The organism is Paractinoplanes ovalisporus (genome assembly GCF_016834655.1).
GTDB classification, from domain to species: Bacteria; Actinomycetota; Actinomycetes; order Mycobacteriales; family Micromonosporaceae; genus Actinoplanes; species Actinoplanes ovalisporus.
Genome location: NZ_JAENHP010000023.1, coordinates 1 through 13,479, shown reverse-complemented (window position 1 = coordinate 13,479; position 13,479 = coordinate 1). Strand labels below are relative to the sequence as shown.

Here is a 13,479-nt window from a genome sequence, read left to right as displayed (position 1 = left end):
GGCTATGACCCAGCCCCGAGCCGTCGCCGTCGTCCTCGCCCAGGGGCGGGTGCTGCTGATCAAGCGTTACCTGAAGCAGCCCCACCCCTGCGCCATGTGCCCCCGCGGCGCCTCGGACTGCCCCGGCCACCACTACGCCGTGCTCCCCGGCGGCTGCGTGGAACCCGGCGAGACGTTCGCCGAGGCCGCCGTGCGCGAGCTGACCGAGGAGACAACACTGACGGCAACCATCGACCGCGAACTCTGGTCGGGCCGCCACCGCCGGCGCCGAGCCGTCTATTTCCTGATGGCCGATGTGGTGGGGACGCCTGTGCTTTCCGGGCCGGAGGCTCTGGAACACAGTCCTACCAACAGTTTTGAGCTCTTGTGGGCCGGTCCCGAAGAGTTCGATTCGCTGAACCTGTTCCCGCCCAGCATCCGCCCGAAGCTGACGGACCTGTTGTAAGGCCGCTTCCCCCTCTTCTGTCAAAATCAAATTCATGATGTCCCGGCTGGGTGGTGGGTGACAGACCGTCGCTCCCGCGGGGGCCGCGGCGGCTTTCGCTGGCCGCTGACGCGTCCAAAACGCGAAACCCCCCACGGCGACGTGCGTGCGTGGTGACGCTCAAATCGAATGCCAAGCTTTGGTCGTGATCAGCGGCGGCAGCGGTTCGCCGGGGAGCCGTGGTTCCCGCCTGCTCACGGCCACGACCCGACACAGGCCCGGGTATGGAACGGGCTGGCTCGACGCTCGGCGGCCGCGTGGAGTTGGCCGCCCTGACGGCGAGACACCGCCGTGACGATCCCTGAACGGCGTGCGTGACGATCCCTGAATCACGTGCACCCCGCCCATTTCTAGACCGTGGTCGACAACCGCATCGAGGTGCGTTTTCAGGTTGACGGGTATCGTCCGGGCAGTTCATGTGCCCTCGCCCGCTCGCCCGCTCGCCCGCTCGCCCGCTCGCCCGCTCGCCCGCTCGCCCGCTCGCCCGCTCGCCCGCTCGCCCGCTCGCCCGCTCGCCCGCTCGCCCGCTCGCCCGCCCGTTCCGTCTCCGGCCCGCCACGCGCCGTTTCTGGAGACCCCGAGCCGTTCCGAGGCCGCGTTCCTACTCCACACCGCGATGCTTTTGCGCCCCACGCGGCGGCCGTGGTCGTGGCCAGAACAGGGCCCTGCCCGCTAGGTGATGGTCGTGATCAAAACAGGGGCCCACCCTACCGGGGGTCCCCCACCCAGCCCCATTTTAGTGGGGTTTGCTGATCTTCGCGGGGGTGGAGCGGGCCGCCTGTGGATAGCGCGGCACTGTGGATAGAGTCGGGCCGCCCGGCGGACTGTGCTAGGGAGCGGCGGGGGATCCTGGATGCGACGGGAGCAGAGCCGGCACCTCGATGTCTTCGCCCTACTCGCAGCCTCCACAACAAATGGCGTCGCGCGTACCCCGTCGAGCTCCTGCTCGCCGCGGCCAGATCGACCGACGATGGAGCGCGCCAACCAACGGGACCACGGCTGCGTAGGGAAGTCAGTAGCCTCGAACCGCCTCTTCGGACAACAGGAGCCTCCAATGACCGCCGACTCTCTCGAACACCGGTGGGTTCGGGACTGGGCCTCGGATCTCGACGATCAACTGCGGGCCGTGCTGTCCGCGTTTGACGACTACTATCCGTTCCCGCCGGGGGAGAACGCCGTCGTGTGGGCGGAACCGGGGGCGGCGTCTGCCGGTGGGGCTGGGGCTGCCGTCTGAGCTTGTCACCTTCTATGAGGTGATCGAAGAAGTGATCATGTCGGACATCGGGAACGGCTTTTTCATCCACGCGCCGGATCGTGGACTCGACGCTGGGGCCGCCGGCATGGTCTTTGCCAGCAACGGTGGCGGGATCCTCTATGCCACCGCGCCCGACAACACGGTGACGCGTTCGAGCGCGGCCTCCACCGACAGCGACTTCCAGCCCGTTGCCGCCACGCTGAGGGAGTTTCTCGGGCAGGTCCTGGCCGCCGCCGCGCACTTCGCCGCCACCAAGGAACCCGGCGACCTCTAATGCGCAGAAGGCACGGCGAACACAGCGAATCCGACAGCGAACGGGCACGGGGAGGTCAAACCAGGACGGCGGCCAGCCCGTCGGCTCGGGGATCGCTTCCGGCGTCCAGCTTTCCGGCGAGCAACCGGGACAACTGCACATGGCCGGCGTCGTCGTGCGGCCCGTCGAAAAAGGTGGCGCCACTGGGTGGCACGGGCGCACCGGGCTCGGCCAGAAGCTCGTCGCCGCGCAGGATCCAGCGTGGGCGCGCCACCTGCTCGGCCGGGTCGGGTGCGGTGAGGACACCTGAGGCGACCTGAGCCAGGATCCACGGCTGGGACCGGCCACCCTGGCAGCCCAGCGCGATCACGCCCTCGGCCGTCGTGGCGATCGTCGGGCACAGCGTGTGCGGCGGGCGTACGCCGGGCGCGATCCGGCCGGGGTGCGACGGGTCGAGCCGGAACGACGAACCCCGGTTGTGCAGGACCACCCCGGTCGACGGTTCGAGCAGGCCGGCGCCGAAGCTCTCGAACACGCTCTGGATAAGCGTGACGGCATTCCCGGACTCGTCGACCGCGGTCACCGCCACGGTGTCGCCGGTGGGCTTGCGGCTCGCGGACAAAGAGGACAAAAAGGAATGAGGCCGCAGCATCCCCTCCACGTCAACCGGGCCAGACCGGGGATCGCCCAGCAAAGCGTCCCGAGCAGCCTGCGCCCGGCGACTGTCCGCGAGCAGCGACGACGACGGCGACCCCACGAGCGCGAGGAAGGTGGCCCCCTGCACCGGCGGCGGCGCCGCATGCCACGTCGCCGCGCCGACAACCTTCCGCAGCGGCGCCCCCACCTCGGCCACGTGCGCGGCGAAATCCTCCTCGGCCAACGGGCTGCCCAGCGCCCGCAACCCGGTCACCAACCGCCGGCCGAGCGGTCCGGAATAGAACGACCGCCAGTCCCGCCCGATCTCGTCCAGCGTGTCGGCCAGGGCGGGCTGCACGAGCCGGGGCTGCAGCATCACCGCGGCCAGCCCGGGGTCGGCGCGGATGTCGTCCAACCGGCCCTGGATCGCCGCGCGCAGACCGGGGGCGAAGTCGACACCCTCGGTCGCGAGCCGCACCGAAGGCGCCAGCAGCTCGGCCATCGGGAGCCGGGCGCCGAGCGCGTGCACGGCCGTCCACCCGGCGACCACGCCGGGCACGGTCACCGTCTGTGGCCCGCTGAGCGGCATGCGGGACCCCAGCGCCGCCACGTCGACCGCGAGCGCGGCCGCGCCGATCGAGAGCACCGCCCGTACGGGAGAACCGGCGGGACGCACCATCGCGACCAGGTCACCGCCCACCGAGCACTGATGCGGATAGGCCACCGTGAGGGCGCCCGCGGCCGCTAGGGCCGCGTCGAAGGCGTTGCCCCCGGCGGCGACAACGGTGCGCGCGGCCTCGACGGCCGCCGGATGGGGCGCGGCGACGGCGACTGACATACCGGCGACCCTACGGCCGAGCCATCGGCTTCGCACATCGTTGCCATCGGCGCTCGCGACTTCCGCCGGGGGCCGGACCGGGGTCGGATGGGGCATGCGCGTGCGAGTCGAACACCTCGACCAGCCCTTCGGTCTCGACGTCCGGCGTCCCCGGCTCTCGTGGCAGCTGCCGCCCGGGGCGAGCCGCCAGACCGCGTACGAACTGCGCCTCGACGACGGCACGCTCACCGGCCCGATCCCTGGCGACGGCACCGTGCTGATGCCGTGGCCCGGCCGCGACCTGACCTCGCGCGAACGCCGCCGGGTGTGGGTGCGCGTCTGGACCGATCGTGGCCTGAGCGACTGGTCGGAGCCGGCCGAACTGGAGGCGGGCCTGCTCGAGCCGTCGGACTGGGTGGCGCAGTGGATCTCCCCGTACGAAATCGAAGTGGGGGAACCCGGATTCCGCCGCGTCCACCGGCTGCGCGGCGAGGTGAGCCTGAACCGCCCGGTCGCCACGGCCCGCCTCTACGCGACCGCGCTCGGCCTCTACGAACTGCACCTGAACGGCCGGCGGGTGGGCGACCTCGAACTCACCCCGGGCTACACCGAGTACGGCACGAGGATCCAGGTTCAGACGTACGACGTGACCCCGCTGCTGCGCCCCGGCGTGAACCGCCTCGAGGCGCTGCTGGCCGACGGCTGGTTCCGCGGACAGGTCGGCATGCTGCGGTCGCACAACCAGTTCGGCGACCGGACGGCGTTCCTGGCGCAGGTGCACATCGACCACTCCGACGGCAGCACAACGGTTTGCGGCACCGGGCCGTCGTGGGTCTCGTCGCCCACGGCCATGACGGCCGACCTCATCGAGGGGCAGACCACCTCGGACGCCGCAGAAAGCGCGGAAACGCCGGTGGTGCCGACCGGACATGGCTTCGACCGCCTGGTGTCCTCGCCGGCCCCGCCCGTGCGGGCCATCCGCGAGATCCGGCCGATCGCGGTGCGGGGCAACGTTTTCGACCTGGGGGAGAACGTCAACGGCCGGGTTCGCGTACGGAATCCCGCCCGCACCCCGCTCACGCTCACGCACGCCGAGGCGCTCGGCCCCGACGGCGACGTCACCACCGACCATCTGCGGCCGGCCGACGTGCCGTTCATCGAGCACGAGCTGCGCGCCGGGCAGGTCGACCGGGTCGAGACGGCCGGTGTCTTCGAGCCCCGCTTCACCACGCACGGGTTCCGATACGTACGGGCGCAAGGCTCTGCTCTGACCCCGGACGACCTGACGGGCGTGGTCGTGCACACCGATCTGCGGCCCACGGGTGGCTTCGCGTGCGACGACGAGCGGCTGAACCGGTTGCACGAGGCGGCGGTGCGCAGCTTCCTCGGCAACGCGTGCGACATCCCGACCGACTGCCCGACCCGCGAACGGGCCGGCTGGACCGGCGACTGGCAGCTGTACGCGCCGGTCGCCACGTTCTCTCACGACGTGGCCGGCTTCTCGGTGAAGTGGCTGCGCGACCTCGCCGCGGGCCAGTGGGAGAACGGCGTCGTCGGCAACATGGCGCCCATGCCACCGGCCGAGCGCACCGGTTTCCTGCGGAATCTCAACGGTTCCGCCGGTTGGGGCGACGCGATCGTGCTGGTGCCGTGGGAGATGTTCCAGGAGTACGGCGACCGCGACCTGCTGGCCGAGATGTGGCCGGCCATGACCCGATGGCTCAACTACGTTTCCCGTACGGCGTCAGCCCAACGCCACCCGTCCCGCACCGGCGCCCCCGCCCCGCACGAGCGATTCCTCTGGGACACCGGCTTCCACTGGGGCGAATGGCTCGTACCCGGCGAGGACATGAGCGACTTCGCCGCCTTCGCCGCGGCCGACAAGTCCGATGTGGCCACTGCTTACTTCGCCCGTACGGCCAGAGTCGCCGCCCGCATCGCCGGCTTGCTGGGATTCTCCGAACAGGCCGCCCAGTGGGCCGAGGTGAGCGACGGTGCCCGCTCGGCGTGGCAGGCCGAGTTCGTCACCCCGGCCGGAGACGTGCGCCCGGAAACGCAGGCCAACCTCGTACGGGCGTTGGCCTTCGACCTGGTCCCGGCCGAGCTGCGCCGGCGGACCGCCGACCGCCTGGCCAAGCTGATCCGCGACAACGGCACCCACTTGTCGACCGGTTTCCTGGCCACGCCCGACCTGCTGCCCGTGCTGGCCGATGCCGGTCACCTGGACGTGGCCTACGACCTGCTGCTCCAGACGACGCCGCCGTCCTGGCTCACGATGATCGAGCGGGGCGCCACCACGGTCTGGGAACGCTGGGAGGGCATAGACACCAACGGAATCCCCCACGATTCCCTGAACCACTACTCAAAGGGCGCGGTCATCGGCTTCCTGCACCGCTACACGGCCGGCCTCCAGCGCCTGACCCCCACGTGGCGCCGCTTCCGCGTGCACCCCCACCCCGGCGGCGGCCTGACCTCAGCCTCGGCCTGGCACGAAACCCCACACGGCCGAGCGTCCGTCGAATGGACCTTGACCGACGGTTCCTTCGTCCTGAAGGCGACCGTCCCGCCCGGCTGCGAAGCAGAGGTCGTCCTACCCGACGGCGACACTCACAAGGCAGGCCCGGGAACCCACCACTTCGAGCAGGGCTGACCCCCGGCCCAGCGCGAGCGTTCGTTCACCGGCCGCTGACCCACCAGGCAACCGCCGTGACGGCCGCACCGCCCGCGGCGGTCGCGGCTCCCTGCAGAAACCTGACGGCCAGGCTCAACCCCACAGCACGAACCATCCGCCGACTGCGCGAGACAGCGGGTCCGGCGTTCCTCATGATCTTCATCCACCCTTCCGGCGACTTTCAGTCCATGATGGAGGGCGCTAGTGGTGCTGCTTCGGGTGCAACGCGTTGCAAAAGTTGATGCAACGATTGGCGCACGGATTCCTGAGCGGTATTCACAAGATGTGCATCATCAAGCCGGCCGTCTCGGGCCGATTCCGGAGTCGTTGAACCCAGCCCGTCGTGAGCTGACAGAGGAGTTGCGACGCTTGTTCGCGCTGCTGAACATGTCGGTCCGCAAGTACGCCGTCAGCCAGGGACGCGATCCTGGCCTGTTGTCGCGCTACCTGAACGGGCACGTGTTGCCGTCCGAGGAGTTCTGCCGTGACCTGGTCGCCGAGGTCGGCCGGCTTGTGCCGGCCGCGGCAGCCGATGAGGAGCGGTTGCTCGCCACCCATCGAGCGGCTGGTGACGCGAGCCCGGGGAGCTGGGGCGGTTCGTCGCGTGACCGGCAGCAGTTGGCCACGGCTCGTGCTCAGGCGGAACAGGCGCAGCGGGACCTGCGCCAACTGGTCGGAGAACTCGCCCAGGCTCGCGAGCGGATCCTGCACCTCGAAAGGCAGCGCGGTGACGTCCGCGGCCGCCCGGTCACGCACGGGCCGCGCTGGGACTTCTACCGGAACCACCTGGGGTCACGTGTCCCGCACGCCTTCGTCGAGTCGGTCGACCAGGCCACGGACGAAATCGTTCAACGGATGGCCGACCCACGCTCCAGCAGCCCCTTTCACGGCAGTGGCCGGGTCTTCGTGCCGATTCAGGCCGGAGGCAAGTCGCTCTACGTCGGCGCCACCCTCGCGAAGGCCCTGGATCTCGGTTTCCGCTTCGTGATCACCATGACGGACCCGTTGAACGCCGTCCGCTCGCAGATGCAGGCGCGACTGGATGAGGGTTTGCCGCGCGCAACGTCCCTGTGGCTGACCGGGCCGCACTCCGACTATCGAAGCATCATCGGCAGCTTTCCGGCCCTGCTCGCGTTCGAGAAACAGCAGCCCGATCGGCCGCTTCACGACCCGCAGAACCTGGAGCGTGCGTTGGCGAGGCTGGTTGTCGTCAAGCGGAGCGTCCCGGTCATGCGCAAGCTGATGAAGGACGTGCAGGCACACGCCGGGCGGCTGGAGGAAGTGCCGGTGCTGATCCTCGACGCCGTGGACGGTCCGCTGATGCCGGGCGGTGCGCTGGACCGCGCTGTGACGGACCTCAAGGCCGCGTTTCCGCGACTTCAATATCTCTCGTTCGCGACCGTCGACCCCGCCGAGCGGGAAACGCCGGAGGACTTCACGATGTGGCTGCAGACCGCTCCGCGCTGAACCGAGGGCAGGGCTAGGCGTGCGGTCGTACGGGCAGGGACTTGTCGAAGGGGGTGTCGACCAGGATGAAGGCGACCCGCGCGATCTCGGTCCCGCGGTTGGCCCAGGCGTGGTCGGTGCCGCGCTGGACGACCACGTCGCCCGCGTGCAGGGTCACCTCGGTGTTGTCGAGGATCAGGGTCACCGAACCGGACAGGACTATGCCGTAGTCGATCGATGCCGTGCGGTGGACCGGGGACTGGCGGCCGGCCGCGTCGAGGTGGCCGGGGCGGAACTCGTTGATGCGGATCCGGGTGCCCGCGGCGGGCGGGGGGATCGACAGGTCGCCCGTGGTCGGCTCGTCCTCGGTGGCCGTGATGGGTGCGCCGGTGGTGGCCCAGATCTCGTGGAACGAGACGCCGTCGGCCGGCAGCTCGTGGGAGAACGGGACCGGGCCGTCGGAGAGGACGACCGAGACGCCCTCCGGTGTGTGGCCGGTGACGACCCGGCGCGGCGCGGCGCTCATGCGTGGCACTCGATCGGGCCGCCGTGGAAGGTCACCATGTCGGGCCACACCGACGGCACGGTCAGGCGGGTGTCGATCGGGTTGCCGCGCAGCTCGGAGAAGGCCCGGTGCAGGTTCCCGACGAAGCGCTCGGTCTCGGCCCAGTCCCGGTAGGGGTTGTCGCGGTGCTTCACGGCCGTCTCCAAGGGGCTCATCCCGGCCGCCAGCCCCACTTCGGCCACCGAGGCCACGTACGCGACGTAGGCGTCCAGGTCGTCGAGCAACCGGGCCACGTCGAAGCCGCGGACGACCGGGCCGTGGCCGGGCACCAGGACCTCGGGCTGCAGGTCGCGCATGGCCGCGATCGCCGTGCGGAAACCGGCCACCGAACCCTCGAGCAGGAACGGCTGCCCGCCCGCGAAGGCCAGGTCCCCGGCGTAGAGCACCTTCCGCGTGGGCAACCACACCAGGACGTCGTTGCTCGTGTGGGCCCGCCCGACGTGCCGCAGCTCGATCGGGAAGTCGGCCATGTGCAGCGTGAGCCGGTCGGCGAAGGTCAGCTCGGGCGGCCGCAGGCTCAGGGCGCCGTAGTCGGGCGCGGTGATCACGCGCGTGGCCTCGAGCCCGGCCGCCAGCACCTCCTCGCGGCACTTCTCGTGGCCGATCACCACGGTCGAGGGCGGGAGAAACCCGTTCCCGTACGTATGGTCGGGGTGATGGTGGGTGTTGACCACCGCTCGTGGCGGCCCGTCGGAGAGCCGGGCCAGCTCGGCCAGGACGCCCCGGTTGCGCGCCTCGGTCGAGGTGGTGTCGACCAGCACGGCCGACCCGCTCGCGTCGACCACGATGCCGCAGTTGTTCACCATCCAGCCGCCGACGGGCTGTACGTAGGCGTAGAGGCCGGGCGCCACCTCGTCGACGTACGGCCGGCCCGCGTCCCATGAAGTACCCATGCGAGAAGTCAGCCTCATCGCGGCCGCGGCCACAACCGTGCGGGCCATCGGCGATCGGCATCCGAGCCATTCCGGGTGCGGGCTTCCCGCGTACGGGAAACCGGTGTTGACTTTGTGGGTGACGATCGGGCCGGCCTTGCTCCTCACCCTGGCCCTGCTGGTGGCGTTCGGGCCGATCGCGACCGACCTCTATCTGCCCGGCCTGCCCGCCATGGCCGACGCGCTCGGCGCGGACGCGAGCGGTGTGCAGCTCACGCTGACCACGTTCCTGGCCGGGCTCGCGTTCGGGCAGCTGGTCATGGGCCCGATCTCCGACCGGTTCGGCCGCCGCAAACCGTTGCTGGTCAGCGCGGCGGTCTGTGTGCTGGCGGGCATCGTGGCGGCCACCGCGCCCACCCTGCCCGTGCTCATCGCCGCCCGCCTGGTGCAGGGTTTCGCCGGCGCCGGGGGACTGGTGATCGGCCGGGCCGTCATCGCCGACCTGGTCACCGGCCGCGCCGCCGCCCGCGCACTGACGCTGATGATGACCGTGGGCGGTGTCGCGCCCGTGCTGGCGCCGCTGATCGGTGGCGTGCTGGCCGACCCGGTCGGCTGGCGCGGCATGCTCTGGACCGTCACCGGCCTGTGCGCGGCGATGCTGCTGGCCGTGCTGCTCGTGCTCCCCGAGACCCACACGTCGCGCGGCCGCGGCCCCGGCGGCTATCGGATCGTGCTGCGTTCGGCCGGGTTCTGGGCCGACACGGCCGTGTTCGCCAGCTCGTTCGCGATGATGATGGCCTACATCTCGGCCTCACCCTTCGTCTATCAGCGGGTGGTGGGTCTTTCCGAGATTGCGTACGGGGTGAGCTTCGGTCTCAACGCGTGCGGCCTGATCGCCGCCGGTGCCATCGCCAGCCGCCTCGTGGAACGGGTCGAACCCCGCCGGATCGTCGCGGGCGCACTGACCCTGGAGGTGGCGGCCACCGCGTCGCTGCTGGCGCTGGTGCTGGCCGGCGCGCCCGCCTGGACGTACCCGATCCCGATCTTCTTCGCGGTCAGCGCCAACGGCGGCGTGGCCGGCCCCTCGGCCGCGCTCGCGATGGGCCGCGTGCCCGAGGTGGCCGGCACGGGCAGCGCGCTGCTGGGCTTCTCCCAGTTCGCCCTGGGCGCGCTGGTCTCCCCGCTGGTCGGTCTCGGCGGCGAGGATTCGGCGCTGGTGCCGGCGGTCGTGATGCTCGTGGCCGCTCTGGCCGCGGTCGCCGCGAGCGCCCTGAACCGACCGGTGGCAGTCCGCACATAGTTCCGTGGGTCCGTGGGTGGGCCGGCTGCCGTCCGCACGCGAGTTCCGTGGATCCGCGGCCGGGCAGGCGGGTCCGTGACCGTCCGCACATGGTTTCGCGGGTGCGGGGGCGGGCAGACTGGGCGTTGTGGGAGCTCAGCAGCAGGTGCCGGGGCTGATCGGTCGCGGCGCGGTGTGGGCCGAGCTGCTCGCGTTGCTCGACGACGAACGGCCGGACCGGGCCGCGGCACTGCTCGCCGGCGCGGCCGGCATGGGCAAGACGGCCCTGGTGACACGCTTCGCGGAGCACGCGGCCGACCGGGGTCATCCCGTCCTGCGGGTCACCGGTGACTCGGGAATGCCCGGCGTCGCCTACGCGGCCCTGCGGGTGCTGCTCGACGGGCGTGACCTCACCCAGCTGTCGGCGGCCCGGCAACGGGCTCTGCGTCTCGCGCTGGCCGGCCAGGAACAGGGCGCCGACGTGCTCGTGCTGCGCGCCGCGGCCTGCGAGGCGATCGGCGATCCGGCCGGCGACCGGCCGGTGGTGCTGGTGGTCGACGACGTCGACCGGGTCGACGCGCCGAGCCTGGACGTCCTGCTCACACTGGCCTCGGTCGTCGCCCTGGGCCAGGCGCCGATGGTCGCCCTCTTCGCCGCCCGCACCGAGCGGATGCCGGTCGAGTTGTCCGAGCTGCTGCCGGCGACCGTGCTGTCCCCGCTCGCCGAGCCGGAGGCGGAACGGCTGCTCGACCGGGTGCCCGGCGCGCCGGTCGGCGCGGCCCGGCTCGAAATTCTGCGCCGCGCCGAGGGCAACCCACTCGCTCTGCGCGAGTTCGCCGACTGGGCCGACCTGCCCGGCGGTCGCCCCGGCGTCGACGACGTTTTCGCCCGCCGCGTGCACGACCTTCCGGAACGTACGAGATGGGCGCTCACCCTGGCCGCGGCCGGTGAGCGGAACCCGGCCGTGCTCGCCGCGGCCGACCCGTCCGCCGACGCCGACGCCTGGCAGCCGGCGGTGGACGCGGGGCTGATCACCGTGACCGAGACCGTGATCCATTTCCGGCACCCGTTGGTCGAGCGCGCTTTGCTGGTCTCCTCGACCATCCGGGCCCGCGCCCATCGCACCCTCGCGGCGGGCGTCGCCGACCCGCGCCGAGCGTTGTGGCACCGGGCCGCCGCCACCGAGGGACCCGACCCGGGCCTGGCCGCCGAGCTGGTGGCGGCCTGCGATCTGCTGGACGGCACCGGCGTGGTGACGGCGGTGACGATCCTGGAACGGGCGGCCGCGCTGATGCCGGCCGACCGGCGGGCGCCGACGCTGCTCGACGCCGCGGCCCGGGCCGGCGCGGTGGGCCGGTTGCGATGGGCCCGCGAGCTTCTCGACCGGGCGCGGGCGGCTCTCGACCCCGCGGTGACCCCGGCGCTGGGCGTCTCGCTCGACAGCTTCGGCTCGTGGCTCGAGACGATGGCCGGCCGGCTCGGCGCCGCGGCCGAACTGCTCACCGGCGTGCTGACGTCGGTGCCGGCCACCGCGGGCATCTCCAACACCGCGGCCTTCCCGGCCTTCCTGCTCGGGGACGGCCCGCTGACCGAGGTCCTGGCCCGCGCGTGCGCCGACGTGCCGGCCGATCCGCCCTGGCTGTTCCCGCTGATGGTGTGCCGTCCGAGCGAGGAGGCGCGGGCCGGCTGCCTGCTCGTGCCCGAGGGCGAGTCGCCGGCCGACCAGTACCGGTCCGCGCCGAGCGGCGCCGCCGCGATGCTGGCGGACGAGCCCGAGAAAGCCGTCCGGCTGCTGGCGCCGGCCGTGAACGCGGTCGTCGGCGGCGCGGCGGCCGCCGTGCATCTGGCGGCCCCGGGCGCGGCCGGATGGGCCCTGATCGACCTCGGCCGCTGGGTCGAGGCCGAGGACCGTCTCGTGCCGCTCCTGTCGTCACCGGTCGCGGCGGAGGCTCCGCTGATCCGCGCGGGCACGTACGCGCAACTGGCCGTCATCGCCCTGCTGCGGGGCCGGCGCGAAACCGCGGCCGATCTGGTCGCCCGGTCCCCGATCGACCTGCTGACCGTGCCGGTGTTCGCCCTGCGCCTGCGCTGGGCGCAGGGCGTCGCGGCGCTTGCGGCGGGTGAGCTCGACGACGCGTACCGGTTGCTGACCGCGGCCTTCGCGGTGCCGCACAACTGGCGGGTGCTCGTGCTCCCCGATCTGGTGGCGGCGGCGACCCGCAAACAGGCGGCTGGTGTGGAAACGCCCGATCGGGTGGCGGCGGCCCGGGAGCAGGCGGCGGCCGGGTTGGGAGCTGCCGATTGGGCGGCGGCGCGGGAGCAGGCGGCGGCCGGGTTGGGAGCTGCCGATTGGGCAGCGGCGCAGGAGCAGGCGGCGGCCCGCGAGCAGGCGGCGGCCGAGGCGGGAGCTGCCGATTGGGCGGCGACCCACGATCAGGCGGCGGCCGCGGTGAAAACGACCGATCTGGTGGCGGCGCCCCGCGCGCACGCGGCGGCCGCAGTGGATGCGGCCTGGCAGGCGTACGGGAAAGGGTGGTTGAGCACCCGCGCGAGGGCCCGGCTCACCGCGGCCCGGGCGCTGCTGGCCGACGATCTCGACGTCGCGGCGGCGCTGCTCGAGGGGCCCGAAGCCGCGCGCCACCCGTTCGAGCGGGCCACCCTCGCGGCCGAGGTGGCGAACCGGATGCGCCGTGCCCAGCAACCCCGCCCGGCGCGCGAGCTGCTGACCGGCGCCCTGGACAGCTTCGAACGGCTCGGCGCGGCCGGATGGGCGGGTCACGTCTCGGCCCAGCTCCGCGGTGGCGCGCCGGTCGCCGATCCGTTCGCGACGCTGACCGCGCAACAGGAGCAGATCGTGCGGATGGCCGCCGGTGGCCTGAGCAACCGCGAGATCGGCGAGCGCCTGTTCCTGTCGCCCCGCACGATCGGCTCCCACCTCTACCGGGTCTTCCCGCAGCTGGGCGTCGTCAACCGCACCCAGCTCGGCGAGCTGGTGGCGGCGCGTGGGGGTGGCCGGTGAGCGGGTCGTTCGATCGCGTCCGGTTCGGGGAGCTGGTGGCGGCGCGTGGGGGTGGCCGGTGAGCGGGCCGTTCGATCGCGTCCGGTTCGGGGAGCTGGTGGCGGCGCGTGGGGGTGACCGGTGAGCGGGCCGTTCGATCGCGTTCGGCTGGGCGAGCTGGTGGCCGCGCGGGGGAGTGACCG

Annotated in this window: 10 protein-coding genes; 7 read left to right on the top strand and 3 right to left on the bottom strand. The window is 72.2% G+C overall.

Translation table 11 applies throughout. From position 1 onward, the window contains the following. Nucleotides 1-4 precede the first annotated feature (4 nt). From JIG36_RS41510 to JIG36_RS41500, 3 genes are all read left to right on the top strand, one after another. On the top strand, nt 5-445 hold the full coding sequence (locus JIG36_RS41510; RefSeq protein WP_203382227.1) for an NUDIX domain-containing protein: 441 nt from the start codon (nt 5-7) through the stop codon (nt 443-445). A 1,093-nt stretch (nt 446-1,538) separates the two neighbouring features. After that, nucleotides 1,539-1,718 carry a hypothetical protein gene (locus JIG36_RS41505; RefSeq protein ID WP_203382226.1) on the top strand — a complete coding sequence of 60 codons (180 nt, stop codon included), beginning with the start codon at nt 1,539-1,541 and terminating at the stop codon, nt 1,716-1,718. 19 nt (nt 1,719-1,737) lie between these two features. After that, the gene (locus JIG36_RS41500) at nt 1,738-2,013 is read left to right on the top strand and encodes a hypothetical protein (RefSeq protein WP_203382224.1); all 276 of its coding nucleotides are present in this window, start codon (nt 1,738-1,740) and stop codon (nt 2,011-2,013) included. 55 nt (nt 2,014-2,068) lie between these two features. Here JIG36_RS41500 and JIG36_RS41495 read toward each other — a convergent pair whose 3' ends face one another. Then, nucleotides 2,069-3,466 (bottom strand): gamma-glutamyltransferase, encoded by a 1,398-nt coding sequence (locus tag JIG36_RS41495; protein WP_203382222.1) that lies wholly within the window; start codon nt 3,464-3,466, stop codon nt 2,069-2,071. A 94-nt stretch (nt 3,467-3,560) separates the two neighbouring features. On the opposite strand from JIG36_RS41495, the gene JIG36_RS41490 reads away from it, so the two are divergent. Together JIG36_RS41490 and JIG36_RS41485 are read left to right on the top strand one after the other, a co-directional pair. Further along, nucleotides 3,561-6,095 carry a family 78 glycoside hydrolase catalytic domain gene (locus tag JIG36_RS41490; RefSeq protein ID WP_203382220.1) on the top strand — a complete coding sequence of 845 codons (2,535 nt, stop codon included), beginning with the start codon at nt 3,561-3,563 and terminating at the stop codon, nt 6,093-6,095. Between the two features lie 390 nt (nt 6,096-6,485). Then, on the top strand, nt 6,486-7,583 hold the full coding sequence (locus tag JIG36_RS41485) for a hypothetical protein (protein WP_203382218.1): 1,098 nt from the start codon (nt 6,486-6,488) through the stop codon (nt 7,581-7,583). A 13-nt stretch (nt 7,584-7,596) separates the two neighbouring features. Here JIG36_RS41485 and JIG36_RS41480 read toward each other — a convergent pair whose 3' ends face one another. Both JIG36_RS41480 and JIG36_RS41475 read right to left on the bottom strand, forming a co-directional pair. Next, nucleotides 7,597-8,088: a cupin domain-containing protein gene (locus tag JIG36_RS41480; protein WP_203382216.1), complete on the bottom strand. Its 492-nt coding sequence runs from the start codon at nt 8,086-8,088 to the stop codon at nt 7,597-7,599. Then, nucleotides 8,085-9,020 (bottom strand): MBL fold metallo-hydrolase, encoded by a 936-nt coding sequence (locus JIG36_RS41475; RefSeq protein ID WP_203382214.1) that lies wholly within the window; start codon nt 9,018-9,020, stop codon nt 8,085-8,087. The genes JIG36_RS41480 and JIG36_RS41475 overlap by 4 nt, the downstream gene beginning before the upstream one ends. Here JIG36_RS41475 and JIG36_RS41470 point away from each other — a divergent pair. Both JIG36_RS41470 and JIG36_RS53685 read left to right on the top strand, forming a co-directional pair. Continuing rightward, nucleotides 9,019-10,299: a multidrug effflux MFS transporter gene (locus JIG36_RS41470; protein ID WP_203382212.1), complete on the top strand. Its 1,281-nt coding sequence runs from the start codon at nt 9,019-9,021 to the stop codon at nt 10,297-10,299. The genes JIG36_RS41475 and JIG36_RS41470 overlap by 2 nt on opposite strands. A 127-nt stretch (nt 10,300-10,426) precedes the next feature. Continuing rightward, on the top strand, nt 10,427-13,297 hold the full coding sequence (locus JIG36_RS53685; protein WP_203382210.1) for a helix-turn-helix domain-containing protein: 2,871 nt from the start codon (nt 10,427-10,429) through the stop codon (nt 13,295-13,297). Nucleotides 13,298-13,479: the final 182 nt, after the last annotated feature.

What these genes read in the sequence shown, in the direction of transcription:
- JIG36_RS41510 (WP_203382227.1), top strand. Translation starts at nt 5, where the DNA reads ATGACCCAGCCCCGAGCCGTCGCCGTCGTCCTCGCCCAGGGGCGGGTG.
- JIG36_RS41505 (WP_203382226.1), top strand. Translation starts at nt 1,539, where the DNA reads ATGACCGCCGACTCTCTCGAACACCGGTGGGTTCGGGACTGGGCCTCG.
- JIG36_RS41495 (WP_203382222.1), bottom strand. Translation starts at nt 3,466, where the DNA reads ATGTCAGTCGCCGTCGCCGCGCCCCATCCGGCGGCCGTCGAGGCCGCG.
- JIG36_RS41490 (WP_203382220.1), top strand. Translation starts at nt 3,561, where the DNA reads ATGCGCGTGCGAGTCGAACACCTCGACCAGCCCTTCGGTCTCGACGTC.
- JIG36_RS41480 (WP_203382216.1), bottom strand. Translation starts at nt 8,088, where the DNA reads ATGAGCGCCGCGCCGCGCCGGGTCGTCACCGGCCACACACCGGAGGGC.
- JIG36_RS41470 (WP_203382212.1), top strand. Translation starts at nt 9,019, where the DNA reads ATGCGAGAAGTCAGCCTCATCGCGGCCGCGGCCACAACCGTGCGGGCC.
- JIG36_RS41475 (WP_203382214.1), bottom strand. Translation starts at nt 9,020, where the DNA reads ATGGGTACTTCATGGGACGCGGGCCGGCCGTACGTCGACGAGGTGGCG.